This window comes from Pseudomonas sp. R3-56, assembly GCF_051132075.1.
Lineage (GTDB): Bacteria > Pseudomonadota > Gammaproteobacteria > Pseudomonadales > Pseudomonadaceae > Aquipseudomonas.
In genome coordinates this window covers 2,008,488-2,031,352 of the sequence record NZ_CP071657.1, presented here as the reverse complement: position 1 = coordinate 2,031,352, position 22,865 = coordinate 2,008,488, and the positions used below count along the sequence as shown (strand labels likewise).

Here is a 22,865-nt window from a genome sequence, read left to right as displayed (position 1 = left end):
TGTTGGAAAAGCTCAAGTACCGGCAGCTCCAGGGAGCAATCGCCGGCGATATGGCCTGGACCTGGAAAATAAGTGAGAATGCGGGCCACGGGCGGCCGGCAAATCGCGCCTATCATATCCAAGAATCGTTACTAGCTCACTAGCTTAAGGCCCAAGGCGCAAATGAAACGATCCGCTTTCTTTATCTCCGACGGCACCGGCATCACGGCCGAAACGCTGGGCCAGAGCTTGTTGGCGCAGTTCGAAAACATAACCTTCACCAAGCTGACACGGCCGTATATAGACAGCGTCGACAAGGCGCGGGCCATGGTACAGCAAATCAATAAAGCCGCCGAAACCGACGGTTTTCGCCCGATCATCTTCGATACCATCGTCAATCAGGACATCCGTGAGATTCTCGCAACGTCCAATGGTTTCATGATCGACATTTTTTCCACGTTCCTGGCGCCCCTGGAGCAGGAACTGAGCGAACACTCCTCCTACTCGGTCGGCAAGTCCCATTCCATTGGCCACAACTCCAACTACATGGAGCGGATCGAGGCGGTCAACTTCGCGCTGGACAACGACGACGGCGCCCGCACGCATTATTACGACAAGGCCGATTTGATCCTAGTGGGTGTGTCGCGCTGTGGTAAGACGCCGACGTGTCTGTACATGGCGATGCAATTTGGCATCCGCGCGGCCAACTATCCGCTGACCGAAGACGACATGGAGCGGCTGCAACTGCCCAACGCCTTGCGCGCCCATCAGCACAAGCTGTTCGGCCTGACCATCGACCCGGACCGGCTCACCGCGATCCGCAACGAGCGCAAGCCCAACAGCCGCTATTCGAGCTATGCCCAGTGCGAATTCGAAGTGCGCGAAGTGGAAAACCTGTTCCGGCGGGAGAATATTCCCCACATCAACTCCACGCATTTTTCCGTGGAGGAGATTTCGGCGAAGATCCTGGTGGAGAAAGGGGTGGAGCGGCGGTTCAAGTAATCTAGACGCCCAAAACCAAAACCTGTGGGAGCGAGCTTGCTCGCGATAGCGGTGGATCAGCAACATTAATGCCGGCTGACTCTCCGCTATCGCGAGCAAGCTCGCTCCCACAGGGGTGTTCTCAGAACTTCTGTATCAATGGGCCACAGTCGCCTGCTCTTCCATCTTCTTGCGCAAGCTCAACGGGCGCATGTCGGTCCAGACCTCTTCGATGTAGGCCAGGCACTCCTTCTTGAAGCCGCTCTTGCCCACGGTCCGCCAACCTTCCGGAACGGCCTTGTAGTCCGGCCAGATCGAATACTGCTCTTCGTGGTTGACCACGACCTGGAAGAGGATGTCCTCGCGGTCGAATACTGAAGTCATGGTGTTTCTCCGTCGTTGCTCAAGGTTCGCCGCGCCATGGGCGCAGCCAAGGTATGAAAAGGAACGTACCGGGCCGGATGAAAATTAGGCGTCGGCCACGGCAGCCTCCAGGGCGCGCCGGAACAGCTCGGCCACGCGGTCGATTTCCACCGCCGTAATGATCAGTGGCGGCAGGAAACGCACCACGCCGCCCTGCCGTCCACCCAGCTCCAGGATCAGGCCGCGCTTGAGGCATTCACGCTGCAACCGCGGCGCCAGCCGTGCGTCCACCGGAGGATGGCCCAAAGCGTCCGGCTTGCCGGTCGGGTCCACCAGCTCGACGCCGAGCATCAGGCCGCGACCGCGGATGTCGCCCAATTGCGGAAAATCCCTCTGCAGGATATGCAGGTGCTCGCTCAAGCGCTCGCCCATGGCGGCGGCGTGGGCCGGCAGGTTGTGTTCGACCAGGTAGCGCATCACCGCGCTGCCCGCCGCCATCGCCATCTGGTTACCGCGGAAGGTCCCGGCATGGGCGCCCGGCAACCAGGTGTCGAGCCAATCGCGATACACCACCACGGCCAGTGGCAGGCTGCCGCCAATGGCCTTGGACAGCACCACCACATCCGGAATGATGCCGGCGTGCTCGAACGCGAACATCTTGCCGGTGCGACCGAAACCACTCTGGATTTCATCGACGATCAGCGCCACCCCGGCCTGCTCGGTGATTCGCCGCAAGCCGCGCAGCCAATCAAGATCGGCCGGTATGACCCCGCCCTCGCCCTGCACCACCTCGACGATCACCGCCGCCGGTAACTGCACCCCGGCCTCGGGATCGTTCAGCAGGTTTTCCAGGTAATGCAGATTGGCCTTGACCCCCGCGACGCCACCGAGCCCGAACGGGCAGCGATAATCGTAGGGGTATGGCATGAACTGCACGCCGTTGCTGAGCAATGCCCCCAAGGGCTTCTTCGGCCCCAGGCTGCCCATCAGGCTCAGCGCGCCCTGGCTCATGCCGTGATATCCGCCCTGGAACGACAGTACGGTGCTACGCCCGGTGGCGGTGCGCACCAATTTGAGTGCCGCTTCCACCGCGTCGGTCCCCGTGGGGCCGCAGAACTGGATCTTCGCCTCGGCGGCGAGGCTCGCCGGCAACAGGCCGAACAGGTCCTGGACAAACCGGTCCTTGACCGGCGTGGTCAGGTCCAGGGTATGCAGGGGCAACTCGTCGGCGAGCACCTGCCGGATCGCCTCGATCACGACCGGGTGGTTGTGCCCGAGGGCCAGCGTGCCGGCGCCGGCCAGGCAATCGATGAAGGTCCGGCCTTCGACATCCTCGACGTAAAGCCCCTTGGCGCGCTTGAGGGCCAGGGGAATCCGCCGTGGATAGCTGCGGGCATTGGATTCCTGCCGGCTCTGGCGGGCCAGCAACGGTGATTCGTTGAATTGATAGAGCGTCTCGCCCGACGCGGGACTGACCCGCGCTGGCGCTGCTTCGACAGAAGGATTGGCGACTGACATTTCTCGACCCCGCGATGAGTAACCAAACGGCACACCGGACAGGTGCGCATTCAAGGCGCACATGCAGGTTTCCTGTTGTGGAAACGCATCAGCGAGGCAAGGATTTACTATCACCCTATCCCGTGGCGAGGGAGCTTGCTCCCGCTGGGCTGCGCAGCAGCCCTCTCAAGCCAGAGCACGCGTTAGACCAGATTGACCGAGGTGAAAAGTTTGGGTCCGCTGCGCGGTCCAGCGGGAGCAAGCTCCCTCGCCACGAGATCTACTGGCCCGAAGAGACTTGCACTGGCACGGTCAGTTCGACCCGCAGCCCATCCGGGCGGCTGTCGAAATGCAGGCCGCAGCCGCAACGCTGGACGATCGCCTGGACGATCGCCAGGCCCAGACCGCAGCCGGTGCTGTGGCCGTTGCGCCAGAAGCGTTGGGTCAGGTGCTGGATATCGTCGGCGGCGATTCCGTCGCCATGATCACGTACCAGGAAACGCACGCGCTGGCCGATCATCTCCAGGCTCAGTTCGACCTCGGTATCGGCCGGGGCGTGGCGCAGGGCGTTCTCCAGCAGGTTGCGCAACGCGGCGATGGCCAGCACCGCCGGCATTTGCACCGGCGCATCGGACAGCGGCGGCGATAGGTGCAACCTGATCCGCTGGGGCGCGCCGCCGGCCGCATCCTGGATCGCCAGTCGCGCGACCTGCTCGGCGTTGCATTGCACGCCGTCATCAAACGAAAGGCTGCCCTCGACCCGCGCCAGCAGCAACAGTTGCTCAAGGGTACGGTGCAAGCGGTCGGCGCCCTCCTCTGCCCGGGCCAGGGACTGATCGCGCGCAGCTCCGTCGGTCATGCGCGCCACTTGCAGGTGGGTCTTGATGGCCGTCAGCGGGCTGCGCAATTCATGGGCAGCGTCACCGGTCAACCGGCGCTCGCGCTCGATGGTCTTGCCGATACGCTGGAACAGCTGGTTCTGGGTTTCCAGCAAGGGCCGCAGCTCGCTGGGCAGCGGATGGATCTGCAGGGGTTCGAGGGAGTCGGCGTTACGGCGCATCAACGCATCACGCATGCGATTGAGCGGCGCCAGGCCCTGTCCGATGCCCAGCCACAACAGGCACAGGCAACCGAGCAACGCCACGCCGACCGGCACCGACGCTGCCAGCAGCACCGACAGGTTCAACGCTTCGCGTTCGATCTGGCGATCGGCCGTGGTAATGCGCAAATCGCCTCGAACCAGGGTAAAGCTGCGCCATGGCGCACCGTCGATCATCTGGTCATGGAAGCCTGTCTTCTCGGCTTCCAGGGCCTGCTCCGGGTTACCGTGGCTGCGCGCCAGGATCTCGCCGCGCAAGGAACTGACCTGGCAGGCCATGCCGCCCGGGATGCTCAACTGCTCCGAGCTCAAGTGCGTGCCTTCACCTTTGCTGGGCACCGGTGGCAACTGCTCCAGCAACCCGGCGACCATCCGCGCCGAAGCCACCAGGCGCTGGTCGAGGGAAAACATCATCTGGTTGCGCAGGTCGCTGAGCATCCAGGCCGCGGCCAGGGCCCAGATCAAGGTAAAGGCCGCGCCGAGCGTCAGGCTCAACCGCAGTCGCAGGCTCATCACTTGGAGGATTCCCCGCCATCCGCCGGCCCCAGCCGATACCCCAGGCCACGCACGGTCTCGACAATGCCGTTGCCCAGCTTGCGGCGCAGATGGTGGATATGCACGTTCAAGGCGTTGCTTTCCAGCTCGTCACTGAACCCATAGACACTGTCCTTGAGTTGCTCGGTGGATAACACACGACCGCGACTGTGCAGCAGCGCCTGCAACAGCGACTGCTCGCGGCGCGAGAGGTCCACCGGCTGGCCGCCCAGGGTGGTTTCGCGGCTGCTGGGGTCGTAGGTCAGGCGACCGTGCTCGATCAGGTTGACGCTGCGCCCCGCCACGCGCCGCAGCAAGGTGTGCAGGCGTGCCGCCAGCTCCCGCAGGTCGAAGGGTTTGAGCAGATAATCATCGGCCCCGGCCTGCAGGCCGTCGACCCGATCGGTCACCGAATCCCGCGCGGTGAGGATCAGCACCGGCGTCTCCAGGCCTTGCTGGCGCAATTGCTTGAGCAACTTGAGACCATCTTCATCGGGCAGGCCAAGGTCGAGCACCATGACATCGAATTCGGCGACACCCAGCATCGCCCGCGCCGCCGAGGCGGTGGCGACATGTTCGACGGTCAGGCCTTGAGCCGTGAGCCCGGCGACAATGCCGCTGGCGATCAACTCGTCGTCTTCGCAGACCAGTACGCGCATGGTAAGCCCCGTGGAAAAAGGTACATTAGGCCGCCGGCCGATTAAGTCGACATTATGCGACGAGTACGCCAGGCATGGGGGATCTTCGCTGTAAACCGGCCGTCGCCGGGTTAATCGACGGTTAATCGCCAGCCACCAATGTGCATTCCACTTGCTTCGTTCTAAGGCTTTATCCATGCGTCGATTGTTTTTGCTGTGTCTACTGCTGATCTCGGGTCTGGCCCAGGCCGCCAATCCCTTCGAGACCAAACCCGACTTCCTGCCGGTGGAAAAGGCCTTCGTCTTCACCTCCGAACGCCTGGACTCGGGTGAGACCCAGTTGTTCTGGCAGATCGCCGACGGTTACTACCTGTATCAGCAACGGCTCAAGTTCGACGGCCTGGCCGACGCGCAGAAGCCCAGGCTGCCCGAGGGCGAAGCACACAGCGATGAGTTCTTCGGCGACCAGCAAGTCTATCGCCAGGCACTGGAGCTGAAGATTCCCGCCGGGGCCACCGGCAAGATCAAGGTCGGTTTCCAGGGTTGTGCCGACGCGGGCCTCTGCTATCCGCCCCAGACCCAGGTGGTCGACCTGGGCGGCGACGCACCGGCCACGGCCAGTGGCGAGGCGCAGGACCAGGCCCTGGCCAGCGGCCTGCAACAGCGCGCGCTGGGCTGGAGCCTGCTGGTGTTCTTCGGCCTGGGGCTGCTGCTGGCGTTTACCCCGTGCTCGCTGCCGATGCTGCCGATCCTGGCGGGGCTGGTGGTGGGCAGCGGCGCCGGCCCCCGGCGCGGCCTGGCACTGGCCGGCAGTTATGTCATCAGCATGGCGTTGGTGTACGCCGCCATGGGCGTGCTTGCTGCGCTGTTGGGCGCCAATCTTCAGGCACTGCTCCAGCAACCCTGGCTGCTGGGCACTTTCGCCGCGGTATTCGTGGTGTTGGCGCTGCCGATGTTCGGTTTCTTCGAACTGCAACTGCCGGCCGCTCTGCGTGATCGATTGGAAAATGCCGGCCGCCAGCGCCGCGGCGGCAGCCTGGTGGGCGCGGGCATTCTCGGGGCGTTGTCCGGCCTGTTGGTCGGCCCCTGCATGACCGCGCCCCTGGCCGGCGCGCTGCTGTACATCGCCCAGAGCGGCAACGCGCTGCATGGCGGGTTGATCCTGTTCACCATGGGGGTCGGCATGGGCCTGCCGCTGCTGTTGCTGGTGACCGTCGGCAATCGCTTCCTGCCCAAGCCCGGTGCCTGGATGAACCTGCTCAAGGGCGTGTTCGGCTTCCTGTTCCTGGGCACCGCGCTGCTGATGCTCCGCCCGGTCATCGATGGCTCATTGTGGATCGGACTGTGTGGCGCGCTACTGGTTGTTGCCGGCTATTGCGCCTGGCGCCAGACCCAGGGCTTCGGTCGCGCCGCCTATCTGTGGGGCAGCGTATCGCTGCTGTTCGGCCTGTGGGGTAGCGTGCTGGTGATTGGCGCGGCGGGCGGCAGCGACGATCTGTTCAGGCCGCTGCAGGTCTACAGCGGCGCCAGGGGCAGCGCCACCGTCAGTGCCCACGATGCCTTCGTCACGGTCAGCGAGCCCGCCGCCCTGCAGCGCGAACTGGACGCCGCCAAGGCGCAGGGCCAATGGGTGTTGCTCGATTACTACGCCGACTGGTGCGTGTCCTGCAAGATCATGGAAAAACAGGTGTTCGGCCGCGCCGAAGTGCTCGACGCCCTGAAAGGCGTACGCCTGCTACGCCTGGACGTCACCGCTGACAACGCCGCCAGCCGTGAGCTGCTGGGTCGCTACAAAGTGCCGGGGCCGCCGAGCCTGTTGTGGATCGGTGCCGACGGCGAAGAGCGCCGCAGCCAGCGGATCACCGGAGAAGTGGACGCCGAGGCGTTCCTGGAACGTTGGAACATGACCCGGAACGCACGCTGATGCTGACGTTTACCCTGGGCACCTTTGCCATCGCCCTCAATCATCTGCTGCTGATCAGCGCACTGGCCTTGGCGACTTTCGTCGGCTGGCGCGTGGCCAAGCGCGGCGGCGAGAACCCCGAGTCGGTGCTGTTCGGGCTGTTCCTGCTGGGACTGCTTGCCGCGAGAATCGGCTTCGTCGCCGCGTACTGGAACCATTACCGGGACGACCTCTGGCAGATCGTCGATTTACGCGACGGCGGATTCCTGGCCTGGCCTGGCATCATCGCCCTGGTGGTCGCCGCGCTGCTCTGGGCGCGTCGCCGACCGTCCCTGCGCCGGCCACTGGGCTTCAGCGTCGGCAGCGGTCTGCTGTTCTGGATGGTGGCGACGATGTCGCTGACGATCTACGAGCAAGGCACCCGGCTGCCGGAGATCGAGCTGCGCAACGCTGAAGGCGAAACCGTGAACCTCGCCGACTACCAGGGCGGCCCCTTGGTGATCAACCTGTGGGCCACCTGGTGCCCGCCTTGCCGAAGGGAAATGCCGGTCCTGGAAGAGGCGCAAAAACAGCGCCCGGACCTGACGTTCCTGTTCGTCAATCAGGCCGAAAGCATGCAAAGCGTCAGCACCTACCTCGCCACCCAGGGCTTGAGCCTGACCAACGTGCTGTTCGACGGCAGTGGACGCCTCGGCCAGGCCGTCGGCTCCATGGCCCTGCCGACGACCCTGTTCTACAGCGCCGAGGGTCGCCTGCTGGGCAGCCACCTGGGCGAACTGTCGGAAGCGAGCCTGGCCCGCGCCCTGGAAAATTTCGAAACGCCGGGTTCCACCACGGCGATCCACCCCGCGACAAGGAAATTGCCATGCCCCGCCTCCACCACCTGCTGACCCTGGCATTCGCCGGCGCACTGCTACAAGCGCCGCTGCTTCAGGCCGAAGAGCTGCCCGCGGCGATCAAGAAGATCGAAGCCAAGGGCGCGAAGATCGTCGGCACCTTCGACGCACCGAACGGCTTGCGCGGCTACGCGGCGCAGTACCAGAGCCGCGGCATGACGCTCTATCTAACGCCCGACGGCCAGCATGTGCTGCTGGGCAACCTGTACGACGCCGATGGCAAGGACCTGAGCCTCGAACCCCTGAAAAAGCTGGTCTACGATCCGATGTCGAAGGAGATCTGGGCGAAGATGCAAGCCAGCAGCTGGATCGCCGACGGCAGCAAGGACGCACCGCGCACCGTGTATCTGTTCAGCGACCCGAACTGCCCGTACTGCAACATGTTCTGGGAGCAGGCGCGGCCGTGGGTCAATGCCGGCAAGGTGCAGTTGCGCCACATCATGGTGGGCATCATCCGCGAAGACAGCCCGGGGAAATCAGCCGCATTGCTGGCCGCCAAAGAGCCGGAAAAAGCCCTGGCGGACCACGAAAAAGCCGGCAAGGGCAGCCCGCTGAAACCGCTGAAAGCAATACCGCCGGCGATCCAGGCCAAACTGGACGCCAACCAGCAGTTGATGGATGAACTGGAGCTGTCCGCGACCCCGGCGATTTTCTACCTGGACGACCAGGGCGACCTGCAACAGCAGCAAGGCGCGCCCTCGCCGGACAAGCTGGTGAAGATTCTCGGGCCCAAGTAAAAACCGGCCACCTGTGGCGAGGGAGCTTGCTCCCGCTGGGTTGCGCAGCAGCCCCAAAAAAGCATAGGCAATCAATCTGAAGAACCGCAGCAAGAGAACCAGGGGCTGCTGCGCAGCCCAGCGGGAGCAAGCTCCCTCGCCACGGGTTTGAGCAGCAATCAATGCCTGTGTTTCAGGAACCCCAGCAACGCCTCGGTCACAAACGCCGGGTTCTCCAGGTTGGAAATATGCCCCGCCTCGGGAATCAGCACATGCTCGCAGCCGATCAATTCAGCCATCTCCAGCGCCTCGGACGGTGGCCGTGGCTTGTCCTGGTCACCACACATCACCAGCGTGCGCTCGGCATTCAACTCACGCAATTGCCCCAGGATGTCGTCCCGACCAAAGATGATCCGCCCCAGCGGTACGATGCTGTCGCGCAGACGATCGGCTGGCAACGCCGCCAAGGTGGCGCGAAACTGCCGGTAAAGCGCTGATTGCGGGTCGATGCCGGGCCGGAAGAAAATCGGCACGACGATGTCCAGCAACGGCTCCGGGATGCTACCGCTGGCCTCGATCTTGTCGAATAGCGAAAAGTAATACAGACGTGTCGGCTCCGGTTCGACGCCCACATAGGTGTCCATCAATACCAACGACTGCACGCGTCCAGGCGCCGCCAGCGCCAGGCGCGCGCCCCACATGCCGCCCACCGACAGCCCCACCAGGCTGAAGCAATCGATGCCCAGTTGATCGAGCAACGCCAATGCCTGGCGAGCCAGATCGTTCAGCGAGGACGTATTCTCGGGCAAACGTCCGGACTGGCCGTGGCCCCACAGTTCAGGGACGATGACCCGATAGTGCTTCGACAAGGCGTCAATCTGCGGCGCCCACATGCTGTGGTCCCACAAATAGCTGCTGCCAAGCAGCACCACCGGGCCCTGGCCCTGGTCGAGGTAATGGAGCGGTTGTCCGTCGATCGTTGCGAAGGGCATGAGTGAATTCCTTGATTAAGTCCGGAAAAAACTTCGGGAGACTGGGCCGCGATGGGCGGGTCGTCAACTTCGGGTTTTGCGTTGTTTATGCAGACACCTTCGCGAGCAGGCTCGCTCCCACATGGATCATGTCCACCAATCCACTGTGGGAGCGAGCCTGCTCGCGAAAGGGTCCTTATAGACGCCGCAAAACTACATTCCTTCCAATTCCGCCATCAAATCATTCAGTCGATCGACTTTCTCCCCGGTGATTTCACTGGCCTCCAGCCCTGCGATGTATTCGGCCAGTTCCTGCACCGTGCTGCACTCGAACATGGCCCTGAGCGGCACGTTGCGCTGCAGGGCTTTTTGCACGCGCGAGGCGATCTGTGTGGCCAGCAATGAGTGTCCGCCCAGCTCGAAGAAGTTGTCGCGTACGCCCACCCGTTCGACCTTCAGCACCTCGGCCCAAATGTCCGCCAGGGTCTGTTCCAGCTCGTTGGCCGGGGCCTGGTAATCCTGGCTTTGCAACTGGCCGATCTCCAGGGCCGGCAAGGCCTTGCGATCGAGCTTGCCGTTGGCGTTCAGGGGCAGGCGGTCGAGCCACAGCCAGTGCAGCGGCACCATGTATTCCGGCAATTCGCTGCGCAGGCGCTGCTTGATGCGATCCAGCCGCTCGGTCGGGCTCAGCGTCGCGTCGGCGGCGACCAGATAACCCACCAGATGTCTGCCATTGGCGCCTTCCTGCACGCCCACTGCCGCATCGCGGACTTCGGGCTGTTCATGCAGCCGCGCTTCGATTTCCCCCAGTTCGATGCGATAGCCGCGAATCTTCACCTGGTGGTCGATCCGCCCGACATATTCCAACACCCCATCGCTGCGGCGGCGCGCCAGGTCACCGGTGCGGTACAGCCGGTCGCCCGGCGCCCCGAACGGATCGGGCACGAACACCGGCGCAGTGCGCAGCGGATCGCCGACATAACCGCGCCCGACCCCGATGCCGGCGACGCACAACTCGCCCACCGCGCCCAGCGGCACCAGCTCCAGCGCACCGTCGAGCAGGTACAGGCGGTTATTGTCGGTCGGTGTGCCGATGGGCAGGTAGCTGCCGCGCGTCGAAGCCAGGTCGACCCGGAAGAACGCCACGTCATCGGAACATTCGGCCGGTCCGTAGGCATTCACCAGGCCGATGTCCGGATAACGCAACAACCATTGATGGGCCAGTTCCGGCGGCATTGCCTCGCCGGTCGGAAGCATCCAGCGCAGGCCTTCCAAGCCGATGCGTTCCTCGGCGAGCATGCCCTGGATCAACGATGGCACGCTCTCCAGCACGCTGATGCCCTGGCGTTTTACGTGCTCCAGCAGCCCTTGCGGGTCGTGGGCGATGGCATTGGGCACGATGTCCACCCGAGCACCGAACAGCGGCGCGGCAAGGAACTGCCACACGGAAATGTCGAAGCTCTGCGACGCCGTCTGGGCAATCACGTCCGTCTCGTCCAGCGCCAGGTAAGGCACCTTGCTGAGCTGGTTATTGAGCATGCCCCGCTGTTGCACCATGACGCCTTTGGGCAGGCCGGTGGAACCGGAGGTGTAGATCACGTAGGCCAGGTTGTCCGGCCCGCTGTAGAGGCGCGGATTGTCCCGCGACACATCGCTGGCCTGAACGGTTTCCCAGACCAGCAGCTTTGGCCGGCCGGCGCAGGCGAACTCTTCCAGCAAGGCCAGCGCCTGTTCATGACAGGCCTGGGTGCAGACCAGCAACGGCGTGCGGCTCAGTTCGATGATGCGGCTCAGGCGCTGGCTCGGCAGGCCCGGATCAAGCGGCAGGTAACCGCCGCCGGCCTTGAAGCTGCCGATGATCATGCCCAACAGGTCGAGATCGCGTTCGGCCAGCAGCGCCACCGGTTGGTCGAGCCCGACGCCAGCGGCGACCAACGCGTGGCCGAGGCGATTGCTGCGCTCGTTCAGCTCGGTGTAAGTGCAGCGGGCCTCCAGGCAACTGGCGGCGATGCGTTGCGGATGGGCCGCCACCTGGGCCTCGAACAGCTCGACGTAACTGCGCTCCAGCGGATAGGCGCGCTCGCTCTGGTTGCAGCCTTCGATCAGGAAGTCCTGTTCCGCGCTGCCAATCAGCGGCAGCTCGGCCACGTCACCGTGGAAACCTTCCATCAAGGCCAGCAGCAATCGCTTGAACTCGCCCAGCAGGCCCTGGACGGTGGACTCATCGAAATAGCGCTGGTCGTAAGACAGGTGCAGGCCCAGGTCATCGCCCGGATAGCAGACCGCCGTCAGCGGGAAGTTGGTGTGGGTGCGGCCCGAGTCCGAGGTGGCATTGAGACTCTGGGCACGATCCAGCACCGAGACTTCCACCGGTGCGTTCTCGAACACGAAGAGGCTGTCGAACAGCGGCTGGCCCTTGGGCAGTTCGCTGACTTCCTGGATGCTCACCAGCGGCAGGTATTCGTATTCGCGCAACTGCATGTTGCTGTCCAGCAAGCCGTTGAGCCACTGACGCACGCTGCAACCCTGGTCATCGCCCGGGATCTGCACCCGCAGAGCGACGCTGTTGATGAACAAGCCCACGGTGCGTTGCATCTGCGGCAATTCCACCGGGCGCCCGGCCACGGTGACGCCGAAGAGTACGTCCCGATCGCCGCTGACCCGGCGCAATACCAGGGCCCACGCGGCCTGGGCGAACGTATTCACGGTCAATTGATGGGCCTGGGCCAGTTCTCGCAGTCGCGCGCCGTCCCGAGCGTCGAGCCGGGTGTAGCAGTCACCGACGACCATGCCGCCACTGTCACCGGCGTGTTCGCGCAGGAACGGGCGATCGGCGGGGATCGGCGTGGTCCGCTCGAAGCCTTGCAGGTTCTGCTTCCACCATTGCCGGGCTTCAGCCAGGCCCTGGCGTTGCAACCAGCCGATGTAGTCGCGATAGCGCGGCGGCACGGCCAGCCGGGGCTCGCGATGTTCACCGAGGGCGGTGTAGATCTCGAAGAAATCATCCATCAGCAGTGAGCGGCACCATGCATCGATCAGGATGTGGTGGTTGCTCATCATGAACCAGTAGCGCGCCGCGCCGACCCGGATCAATCGCAGGTGAAACGGTGCCTCGTTGAGCAGATCGAAACCGGCCTCGCGCTCGCGCTTGAGCAGCGCCTGGAGCTTGGGCTCCTGATCGTTCTCAGGCACATGCAGCCAGTCGAGGTATTCCACCGGCGTGCGCCCGGGCTTGTGGATGATCTGCAGCATGTCTTCGCCGACGTTCCAGCAGAACGAAGCGCGCAAGGCTTCGTGGCGGGCAATCACCGCCTGCCAGGCCTGGGCGAAACGCTGCGGGTCCAGTTCGCTGTTGATGCGGTAGCGGTCCTGCATGTAGTACAGGCCCGTGCCCGGTTCGAGCAGGGTGTGCAGCAACATGCCTTCCTGCATCGGCGTCAGCGGGTAGACATCCTCGATCTGCCCGGCCGGCACCGGCAGGTTGTCCAATTGCGCCTGGGTCAGTTTCGCCAGCGGGAAGTCCGACGGCGTCAGGCCGCCCGCCTCGTCCGCCAGGCAATGTTCGATCAGCCGCTGCAACTCGTCGAGATAGGCCTCGGCCAGCGCGACGATGCTTTCACGGTCATGCCGCTCGGCGCTGAAGGTCCAGCGCAACAGCAGTTCGCCGCCGCTGACCTGGCCGTCGACGCTCAGCTCGTTCGGCAGTGGCGCGTCAGGGTCATGAATGGCGCCAAGTGGCGTATCCAGCGGTTGGAACAACGCGTCCTGGCCGAGCGTATGGTCAAGCTGACCGAGGTAATTAAAAGTGATCGCCGCTTGCGGCAAACCGGCCATCGCCTGGCGTGTGCCGGCGTCCGCCAGATAACGCAGCACGCCGTAGCCGAGGCCCTTGTGGGGCACCGCGCGCAGTTGCTCCTTGATGGCTTTGACCGACGCGCCGACATCATCGGCCGCCGGGCTCAGGCGCAGCGGATAGACACTGGTGAACCAGCCCACGGTGCGCGTCAGGTCGACGTCATCAAACAGCGCCTCGCGGCCATGGCCTTCGAGCTGGATCAGCGCCGATTGCTGATTGCCTTGGCGGCACAGCACGCGGGCGAGCGCCGTGAGCAGCAGGTCGTTGACCTGGGTGCGATAGGCGCTCGGTGCCTGCTGCAACAGTTGCCGGGTACGCTCGGCGTCCAGGCGCACGCTGACGCTTGCGGCGTGTCGCTCCTGCCGCCCACCGCCAGGGTTCGCGCAAGGCAGCGTAACGTCCGGCCCGCTCAGTTGGTCGCGCCACCAGTTCAATTCCTCGCGCAGAGATTCGCTGCCAGCGTAGGCCTGCAACCGCGCAGCCCAGTCACGCAACGGGCTGGTCTTGGCCGGTAGCCGCAGCGTCTGCCCGCCGGCAGATTGGCGGTAAGCCGTCTGCAGATCGTCCATCAATACCCGCCATGAAACCCCGTCCACCACCAGGTGATGAATGGCGATCAGCAGGCGCTGCCGACCGTCCGGCAAGTCCGCCAGCACGGCGCGCAGCAATGGCCCGCTCGACAGCTGGAAGCCAAGCTGCGCCTGGGCAAACAGCGCTTCGCAGGCTTGTGTGGATTCCACCGAAAGATGCTGCAGCAACGCCCCATCGAACAAGGGCTGGTGCTCGGCGCGCCAATGCCCGGCAGTGTTGGCGAAGCCCAGGCGCAAGGCATCATGCTGCTGGAAAACAGCCTGCAGCGCCTGCTCCAGAAGCTGTGGTTCGAGCAGCGTGGTCGGCTCCAGCAGCAGCGCCTGGTTCCAGTGATGACGGTTGGGTATCTCGCTGGCAAAGAACCAGTGCTGGATCGGCGTAAGTCCCGACTCACCGCTCAGCAGCCCTTGCTCGACACTCACCTGCTCGCTGCGGGTGGCGATGGCGGCCAGGGCCTGCACGGTTTGATGCTGGAACAGGTCTCGCGGCGTGAAGTGAATTTCCTGCTGCCGGGCACGGCTGACGACCTGGATCGACAGGATCGAATCGCCGCCCAGCTCGAAGAAGTTGTCATTCAGGCCGACCTGCCCGACGTTCAGCACCTCGCACCAGATCGCTGCGAGCGCTTGTTCCAGGGCATTGCTCGGCGCCACGTACTGCTGGCGATTGAGCTCCGGATCCGGTATTGGCAAGGCGCGGCGATCGAGTTTGCCGTTGGCGGTCAGCGGCATGCTCGCCAGCAGGATCAGGTGAGTCGGCACCATGTACTCCGGCAGTTGCGCCTTGAGGTGCTGCTTCAGCGCTTCGCGCAGGGCCGCTTGCGCCGTGGCGTCCTGCTCAGCGATGTCGCTGGCCAGATAAGCGGCCAACTGCTTGCCGCCCGGCATGTCGAGGGCCAGGACCACCGCTTCGCGCACGGCAGCGTGCTCCAGCAGGCGGTTTTCGATTTCCCCCAGTTCGATGCGGAAACCGCGAATCTTCACTTGATGATCGATTCGTCCCAGGTACTCCACTTGGCCGTCGGCACGCTGGCACACCAGGTCGCCGGTGCGGTACAGCCGACCGCCATCAGCGGCAAACGGATCGGCGACGAAGCGCTCGGCGGTCATGCCCGGACGCTGGTGATAACCCTGGGCCAGGCCGGCACCACCAACGTACAGCTCACCCGTCGCGCCTGGCGGCACCAACGCCAGGTCCGCGTCGAGAATGTAGGCCCGCCGGGCGCCGATCACGCTGCCGATCGGTACGCTGCCCGCGCCCTCCTCCAGTTGTTCCGGCGCCAGGCTCGCCAGCGGCATCACCACCGTCTCGGTCGGACCATAGGCGTTGAAAAACAGGCTCGGGCTGAACGCGGCGCGGATGCGCTGCAGATGTTCGCCGGTCAACGCTTCGCCACCGGTGATGCACATGCGCACCGGCAACGTTTGCCCCTGGGTCGCCAGCCATTGCGCCAACTGGCTGCCATAACTCGGGGTAAAGCCAAGAATATTGATGCGGTGCTCACGGATCAGCCCGCAAATTTCCTGAGCACCCCACTGGCCCTGGGCGCGCAGCACCACGTGAGCGCCGCTGAGCAACGGCACCAGCAGGCGCTCGGTGGCCGCGTCGAAATTGATCGAATAGAAATGCAGCTCGCAGTCGTCCGGACGCATGCCGAAACGGTGGATCACCGCCTGGCAATGCATGGCGATTTCACCGTGGGACACGACCACGCCCTTGGGCTTGCCGGTGGAGCCGGAGGTGTAGATCAGGTATGCATGGTGCTGCGGCAGATTGATCAGCGACGGTGACTGGTCCGGATACTGCGCCAACGCCTCGCTGTCGTCCTCCAGGCACCAGCGCTGCACGCCCGGCGGCAATGGGCCGAGGGCCTGGAACATGGTCCGGTCGCTGAGCAGCAGACCGACGCCACTGTCTTCGATCATGTAGTGCAAGCGGTCCAGCGGGTATTCCGGATCCAGCGGCACGTAGGCGCCACCGGCCTTGAGGATCGCCAGCAGGCCGATGACCATTTCCAGCGAGCGCTCCAGGGCCAGGCCCACCCGCACCTGCGGCCCGACGCCCCGCTCGCGCAGCATCCAGGCCAGGCGATTGGCGCGGCGTTCGAGTTCGGCATAGCTCAGGGTCTGCCCGGCGAACGTCAGCGCGGCTGCGTCGGGACGCGCCCGGGCCTGTTCTTCGAACAGCACGTGGAGGCATTGATCGAGGCGATGCTCACCGGGCTCGACGCCCAGGCTGTCGAGCATTTGCTGCTGCTCGCCGACGCCAAGCAACGGCAATTCGCTCAGCCGCCGAGCCGGATCGACCAGCAACGCCTCCAACAGGTTGCGCCAATGACCGGCCATGCGGGCGATGCGCGGCTCATCGAACAGATCGGTGCTGTAGGTCAGGCAGCAACCCAGGCGCTGGTCGAGGTCGGTGACTTCCAGGTTGAGGTCGAACTTGGTGGCGCGGGCGTCGTTGACCAAGTAGTCGACGCTCATGCCGGCCAACGTGCGGCTCTGTTGGAATTCCCAGCGCTGGACGTTGCACATCACCTGGAACAGCGGGTTGTACGCGGCACTGCGCGGCGGTTGCAGGGCTTCGACCAGATGATCGAAGGGCAAGTCCTGGTGGGACTGGCCTTCGATCACGGTGTGGCGCACCTGCTCGAACAGTTCGCCCACCGACATTTGCCCGTCGAGCTGGCAACGCAGCACCTGGGTGTTGAGGAACGCGCCGATCAGCCCTTCGCTTTCCGGGCGGATGCGGTTGGCCACCGGCGCGCCGATGCGCAGGTCGGCCTGGCCGCTGTAGCGATAAAGCAGCACGGCCAGGGCGGCGGTCATGGTCATGAACAGGGTCAGGCCACGTTCGGCATTGAAGGCGCGGACCCGCGCGGCCAACTCATCGCTGAGGTCGAAACGGAACAGTTCGCCACGATGACTTTGCACCGGCGGACGCGGGCGGTCGGCTGGCAGTTCCAGCAAGGGATGTTCGCGGCCCAGTTGAGCGGTCCAGTAGTCCAGTTGACGCTGGCGCTCGCCGGATTCCAGCCATTGGCGCTGCCAGACGCTGTAGTCGAGGTATTGCACCGGCAACGGCTCCAGCGGCGACTCGCGATCATCGACGAAGGCTTCATACAGCGCGCTCAGCTCACGGGCGAAAATATCCATCGCCCACCCTTCGGTGACGATGTGGTGCAAGGTCAGCACAAAGTAATGCTCATGCTCGGCGGTCTTGACCAGGCAGGCCCGCAGCAGCGGCCCGGTTTCCAGGTCGAAGGGTTCGTGGGCCTCGCTGTCGGCCAGTTGCCGGACCCGTTGCTGGCGCATGTCGGCGTCCAGCATCGAGAAATCCTTCCAGCCCATGCGCAGGCCCGTCTCGCCGTGCACCTGTTGGCGAGGCACGCCATCGATGCTCGGGAACGTTGTGCGCAGGGTTTCATGGCGCAGGATCAAGGCCTGCAACGCCGCTTCAAAGCGTCCGACATCCAGCACCCCGCGCACCCGCGCCATGCCGCCGACGTTGTAGGCCGGGCTGTCCGGCTCCATTTGCCAGAGGAACCACATACGCTGTTGGGAATAGGACAGCGGCACCGGTTGGCTGCGGTCGACTTTCTCGATCGGCGGCTGGCGGTTGGTCTGGCCGCTTACCTGAATCAACCGCACCTGTTCAGCGAAGGCGCCCAACTCACTGGCCTCGAACAACGCGCGCAGCGGTAGCTCGACATTGCAGGCCTGGCGGGTGCGGGAAATGATCTGGGTAGCCAGCAACGAATGGCCGCCCAAGGCGAAAAAGTCGTCGCGCAAGCCAACGCGCTCCAGACCCAGCACGTCGCGCCAGATGCCGGCGACCCGCTGTTCGAGGGCGCTGACCGGCTCGACGTGCTCGCGCACTTGCCACTGCGGCTCGGGCAAGGCGCGACGGTCGAGCTTGCCGCTCGGACTCAGGGGCATGACGTCCAGGCGCAACAATTGCGCAGGCACCATGTAGTCGGGCAATTCGCCGACGAGGGCGTTTGTCAGGCGAGCAGACTGGACGGTTTCATCTTCATCGACATCGACCGCGGTGTAGTAGCCGATCAATTGCGCACCGGCCGCGGTGTCACGTACCAGCACCGCCGCTTGGGCGACGCCCTGCTGGGCGAGCAGTCGCGCTTCGATTTCCTGCGGCTCGACCCGGAAACCACGCAGCTTGACCTGCTGGTCGAGGCGGCCGAGGTATTCGATGACGCCGTCAGCGCCCCAGCGCGCCCGGTCGCCGGTGCGGTACAGGCGCGCGCCGGCCGAACCCAGCGGGTCGGCGACAAACCGCTCGGCCGTCAGCCCCGGTCGCCCCAGGTAACCCCGGGCCAGGCCGAGGCCACCGATGCACAATTCACCCGGCACACCGACCGGCACCGGATTGAGGTCGCTGTCGAGGATGCGACAGAGCACATTGGCCAGCGGACGACCGATCGGCGAGCGCTCGCCATCGGCTTCGCTGCAGTGCCAGTGCGTGACGTTGATAGCGGTTTCGGTCGGGCCGTAGCGGTTGTGCAGCTGCACCGCCGGCAGTTGCGCCAGCACCCGGTTGCGCAACTCGGCCGGCAACGCTTCGCCGCCGGAAAAAATCCGCCGCAAGCTCGTGCAGCGGGCGCTCAACGGCTCCTCGAGGAACAGGCTGAGCAGCGGCGGTACAAAATGCAGCGTGGTCACGCCAAACCGCTCGACCAACTGCGCGATGCGGTGCGGGTCGCGGTGCTCGCCGGGGCCGGCCAGTACCAGTTGGCAGCCGTTGATCAGCGGCCAGAAACACTCCCACACCGACACGTCGAAACTGATCGGCGCCTTTTGCATGAGCACGTCGGTTTCATCCAGCCCATAGGCGGCCTGCATCCATTGCAGGCGCTCGGCCAGGGCGGCATGGGTGTTGCCGACGCCCTTCGGCTGACCGGTCGAACCGGAGGTGTAGATCACGTACGCCAGATGCTCGCCATGCAAATGCAGCCCCGGCGGATTGCTCGGCCATTGCTCCAGATGCAGGGCGTCCATGGCGATGACGCTGACGCCTGCGCAGGCCGGCAAGCGGTCCAGCAAGGCGGTTTGGGTCAGCAGCAGATCGACGCCGCTGTCACCCAACATGTAGGCCAGGCGCTCGGCCGGATAATCGACATCCAGCGGCACATAGGCGCCCCCCGCCTTGATGATCGCCAACACGCCGATCAGCAACTGCGGCGAACGCTCGGCGGCAATCGCCACGCAGACGTCCGGGCCGACGCCTTTGTCCCGCAGGTAATGGGCCAGGCGATTGGCCTGGGTGTGCAGCTCGGCATAGTCCAGCGCACCACCGTCCCACTGCAACGCGGTACGTTGCGGGGTGCGGCGGGCCTGTTCGTTGAGCAGTTCCGGCAGCCACTGGCTGGCCGGCTCGCAAGGCGCCGAGCCCCATGGCAGCTGTTGGGCGGATTCAGCGTCGCTCAACAGCTGCACGTCGCCGATCGCCTGCTGCGGGTTGCTACAAACCGCCCGAAGCAGGCTGCAAAAGTGTTCGGCCAAGCGGGTGATAGTCGTGGCCTCGAACAGCTCGTCAGCGTAATCGAACGACAGCGCCAACCGTCCGTTGCGGTCCTCTTCGCTATGCAACTGCAAGTCGAACTTGGCTTCGCGGCTGTGCCAGGGCAACTCATCGGCCAACAGCCCCGGCAGGCGCCGCAACGCGCCGAGGTCGCGCTGCTGATGGTTGAACATGACCTGGAACAGACCTTGTTCCCGCGCCTGTGGGTACGCTTCCAGCAGTTGTTCGAAAGGCAGGTCCTGATGCGCCTGGGCGCCCAGCGTGGCTTCCCGGGCCTGGGCCAGCAGCGCGGCGAATGGCTGGCGCGAATCGATTTGCGCGCGCAGCACCTGGGTGTTGATGAAGAAGCCGATCAGGCCCTGGGTTTCCCGGCGCGGGCGGTTGGCGTTGGGCACGCCGATGCGGATGTCGGACTGGCCGGTGTAGCGCTGCAGCAACGCCTGGAATGCCGCCAGCAAGAATATGAACGGCGTGGCGTCATGAGCCAGGGCCGTCCGGCGCAGGGCATCGCCGAGGTCCTTGTCCAGGCGCAGGCTGTGGCGCGCGGCGCTGCGCTGATGCAGGGCGCTGCGCGGATGATCGGTGCTCAGTGCCAGGGTCGGATGCTCATCGCCCAGTTGCTGTTTCCAATAGGCCAGCTGGCGCTCAGCTTCACCTTGCCCGAGCCATTGGCGCTGCCAACTGCCGTAGTCGGCGTAGTGCAACGGCAACGGCGCCAACTCGGCGACCTGCCCCTGGGACGCCGCGGCGTAGAGCCGTGAGAACTCCTCGATCAGGACGTTCATCGACCAGCCATCGGCGATGATGTGGTGCATCGTCACCAACAGTTGATGGTCGTCCTGATCCAGGCGCAACAAGGTGACCCACAGCAGCGGACCCTTTTCCAGATCGAACTGGGTGGCGGCTTCGTCTTCGCGGATCTGCCGCGCCCGCGCTTCGCGCTGGTCAGCAGGCATGTCGCAAAGATCGATCACCTGAAGATTGAACTCGCCGGCCGGATCGATTTGCTGCAAGGCCACCCCATCGCGTTCCAGGAACCGCGTGCGCAGGGACTCATGGCGCTCGATCAATTGCTGGAAGCTGGCGCGCAAGGCGTTTTCGTCCAGCTCGCCGCGCAGGCGGATGGCGCCGGGAATGTTGTAGGCACGGCTTGCCGGATCCAACTGCCAGGTCAGCCACAAGCGGTTTTGCGCCAACGATTGCGGCAGCGGCTCGTGGCGTGGCAACCGGCTGATGGCGTCCTGGGCCTGGCCGCCGTCCTGCTGCAGGTTCGCCACCGCCGCGGCAAGAGCGCCGAGCGTTGGGGCTTCGAAGAGCAGGCGCAGGTTGAGCTCCAGGCCGAGGGTTTCGCTCAGCCGCGCAATGACTTGGGTGGCGGCGATGGAGTTGCCACCCAGCAGGAAGAAATGATCGGCGCCCTGGACCTGGTCGACCTGTAACTGCTCGCACCAGATCTGGCCAATCAGCGTTTGCAGCTTCGATGAAGCGCCCGCCTCATGGGTTTGCTCCACCTCGACCGAGGGAAACAGCGCATAGCTGTCGAGGCTGCCGTCAGCCAGTCGTGCCCGGCAGGCCGACCGCTGCAGCTTGCCGCTCGAAGTCTTCGGCAAGGCTCCGGGATTGAGCAGCACCACCACGCTCGGGGCTTGCTGGCAAGCATCGGCCACGGCCTGGCGAATCGCTTTGATCAAGGCCTCGGCCGGGAGGATTTTCTGCACACTGCGGCTGATTTCCGCGGCAATCCCGATCCCCTCTTCGCCGCCGTTGTCGACCGCGAATGCAGCGACCCGTCCCTTGCGCACCACCTCGATCTCGCGTTCTACGGCTTGCTCGATGTCCTGTGGATAAAGGTTATGCCCGCGAACGATGAGCAAATCCTTCAGGCGCCCCGTGATGAACAGCTCGCCTTCGCGCACAAAGCCAAGGTCGCCGGTGCGCAGCCAGGTGCGGCCGGCATGCTGGACGAATGTCCTGGCGCTGGCCTCGGGGTTGCGCCAGTAACCGTGGGCAATGCTCGGCCCGGCGGCCCAGACTTCGCCGACCTGGTTGTCGGCCAGCGGTTGTAGCGTGGCGGGCTCGACGATCAGTACCGAGTGGTCCGGCTGGCTCACGCCGCAACTCATCACTGCGTTGCCCTGCCCCGGCTCGGCGCGGTTTTGCGCCAATGCCGCGTCATCCATCCGCATCGCGGGGATCCCTCGGCCACGCGGCGTGCCGGCGACGAACAGGGTGGCTTCAGCCAAGCCATAGGAAGCCATGAAACTGTCCGGCGTGAAGCCGCACGAGGCAAATTTTTCGGCGAAGCGCTCCAGGCTGTCGAGGCGAATCGGTTCGGAGCCGGAATAGGCCACGCGCCAATGGCTCAAGTCGAGGCGCTCCAGGGCCGACTCACTGACCCGCTCGCTGCACAGCCGGTAGGCGAAATCCGGGCCGCCGCTGATGGTGCCGCCGTACTCGCTGATCGCTTCCAGCCAACGCAACGGTCGGGCGAGGAAATACGCCGGCGACATCAGTACGCACGGCACCCCGCTGAAGATCGGTTGCAGCAAACCGCCGATCAGGCCCATGTCGTGATACAGCGGCAGCCAGCTGACAATGACGTCGTCGGGATTCACGTCAATGCCGAAGCCATGCCGGATCAGCGCTTCGTTGGCCACCAGGTTGCCGTGGCTCACCTGCACCCCCTTGGGCAACGCAGTGGAGCCGGAGGTGTATTGCAGGAAGGCGATGTCATCGTCTTGCAGGTTCGGCGCCCGCCATTGGCCGGCGTGGGCCGGATCGACGGTATCGACACAGAGTACCGGCGGCGCCGATTCGATGGCCTGTAGCGTGTCGCGCACCTCACTGCTGGTGAGCAACAGCCGCGGCTGGGCGTCGGCGATGATCGATAGCAGACGCTCCTGATGGTGGCGGCGGGTGGACTCGGGTGGGTAGGCCGGAACGGCGATCACGCCGGCGTACAGGCAACCGAAAAAAGCCGCGACGTAATCCGGGCCGCTGGGGAATAGCAGTACGGCGCGATCACCCAGTTCCGCCTCGGCCTGCAAAGCGGCGGCGATGGTCCGGGCGCGCAAGTCCAGGTCGCGATAACTCAACACGACGCCCTGCTGCGGGGTGTCGGCAAGAAAGCGCAAGGCCACCCGGTCCGGCGTCAACGCGGCGCGGCGCTGGAGGGCATGGGCCAGGGTGCTGGGGAGTTCGAACGCGTCGGTCATGTGGGGTTCCTGCCTGGATTCGGCTTGCAAGTGGTCACCCTTGGGAACGGATTACACCGGCAAATAATTAGTCGCAGGCCTTGCCTCC

The 22,865-nt window shown here is 64.7% G+C and carries 10 protein-coding genes; 4 read left to right on the top strand and 6 right to left on the bottom strand.

From position 1 onward, the window contains the following. The first annotated feature begins 162 nt into the window (after positions 1-162). The gene (gene ppsR, locus J3P96_RS09295; protein WP_434572879.1) at positions 163-981 is read left to right on the top strand and encodes a posphoenolpyruvate synthetase regulatory kinase/phosphorylase PpsR; all 819 of its coding nucleotides are present in this window, start codon (positions 163-165) and stop codon (positions 979-981) included. A gap of 135 nt (positions 982-1,116) precedes the next feature. Here ppsR and J3P96_RS09290 read toward each other — a convergent pair whose 3' ends face one another. The 4 genes from J3P96_RS09290 to J3P96_RS09275 all read right to left on the bottom strand — a co-directional run bounded on the left by J3P96_RS09290 (position 1,117) and on the right by J3P96_RS09275 (position 5,112). After that, positions 1,117-1,344, bottom strand: coding sequence for an MbtH family protein (locus tag J3P96_RS09290; protein ID WP_305499843.1), 228 nt, complete (start codon positions 1,342-1,344; stop codon positions 1,117-1,119). 84 nt (positions 1,345-1,428) lie between these two features. Further along, on the bottom strand, positions 1,429-2,841 hold the full coding sequence (locus tag J3P96_RS09285) for an aspartate aminotransferase family protein (protein ID WP_434658138.1): 1,413 nt from the start codon (positions 2,839-2,841) through the stop codon (positions 1,429-1,431). 259 nt (positions 2,842-3,100) lie between these two features. Beyond that, entirely contained in the window at positions 3,101-4,435 is a 1,335-nt protein-coding gene (locus J3P96_RS09280) for an ATP-binding protein (RefSeq protein WP_434656601.1), read from the bottom strand. After that, positions 4,432-5,112, bottom strand: a complete 681-nt coding sequence (locus J3P96_RS09275) for a response regulator (RefSeq protein ID WP_305499838.1) — start codon at positions 5,110-5,112, stop codon at positions 4,432-4,434. The genes J3P96_RS09280 and J3P96_RS09275 overlap by 4 nt, the downstream gene beginning before the upstream one ends. Positions 5,113-5,287: 175 nt before the next feature. Between J3P96_RS09275 and dsbD the strand changes: the two genes are divergently transcribed. The 3 genes from dsbD to dsbG are packed head-to-tail and all read left to right on the top strand — an operon-like array spanning position 5,288 to position 8,627. Beyond that, positions 5,288-7,015 carry a protein-disulfide reductase DsbD gene (gene dsbD / locus J3P96_RS09270; RefSeq protein WP_434656599.1) on the top strand — a complete coding sequence of 576 codons (1,728 nt, stop codon included), beginning with the start codon at positions 5,288-5,290 and terminating at the stop codon, positions 7,013-7,015. Further along, complete coding sequence (locus J3P96_RS09265; RefSeq protein WP_434656597.1) at positions 7,015-7,884, top strand: prolipoprotein diacylglyceryl transferase family protein; 870 nt, start codon at positions 7,015-7,017, stop codon at positions 7,882-7,884. Before dsbD ends, J3P96_RS09265 begins: the two co-directional genes overlap by 1 nt. Then, the gene (gene dsbG, locus J3P96_RS09260) at positions 7,860-8,627 is read left to right on the top strand and encodes a thiol:disulfide interchange protein DsbG (protein WP_434656595.1); all 768 of its coding nucleotides are present in this window, start codon (positions 7,860-7,862) and stop codon (positions 8,625-8,627) included. The genes J3P96_RS09265 and dsbG overlap by 25 nt, the downstream gene beginning before the upstream one ends. A 158-nt stretch (positions 8,628-8,785) precedes the next feature. Here dsbG and J3P96_RS09255 read toward each other — a convergent pair whose 3' ends face one another. Continuing rightward, a complete protein-coding gene (locus J3P96_RS09255) occupies positions 8,786-9,598 on the bottom strand; it encodes an alpha/beta fold hydrolase (protein ID WP_434656594.1) in 813 nt (270 codons plus the stop codon). Positions 9,599-9,790: 192 nt separating this feature from the next. Beyond that, a complete protein-coding gene (locus tag J3P96_RS09250; RefSeq protein ID WP_434656592.1) occupies positions 9,791-22,777 on the bottom strand; it encodes a non-ribosomal peptide synthetase in 12,987 nt (4,328 codons plus the stop codon). Positions 22,778-22,865 lie beyond the last annotated feature (88 nt).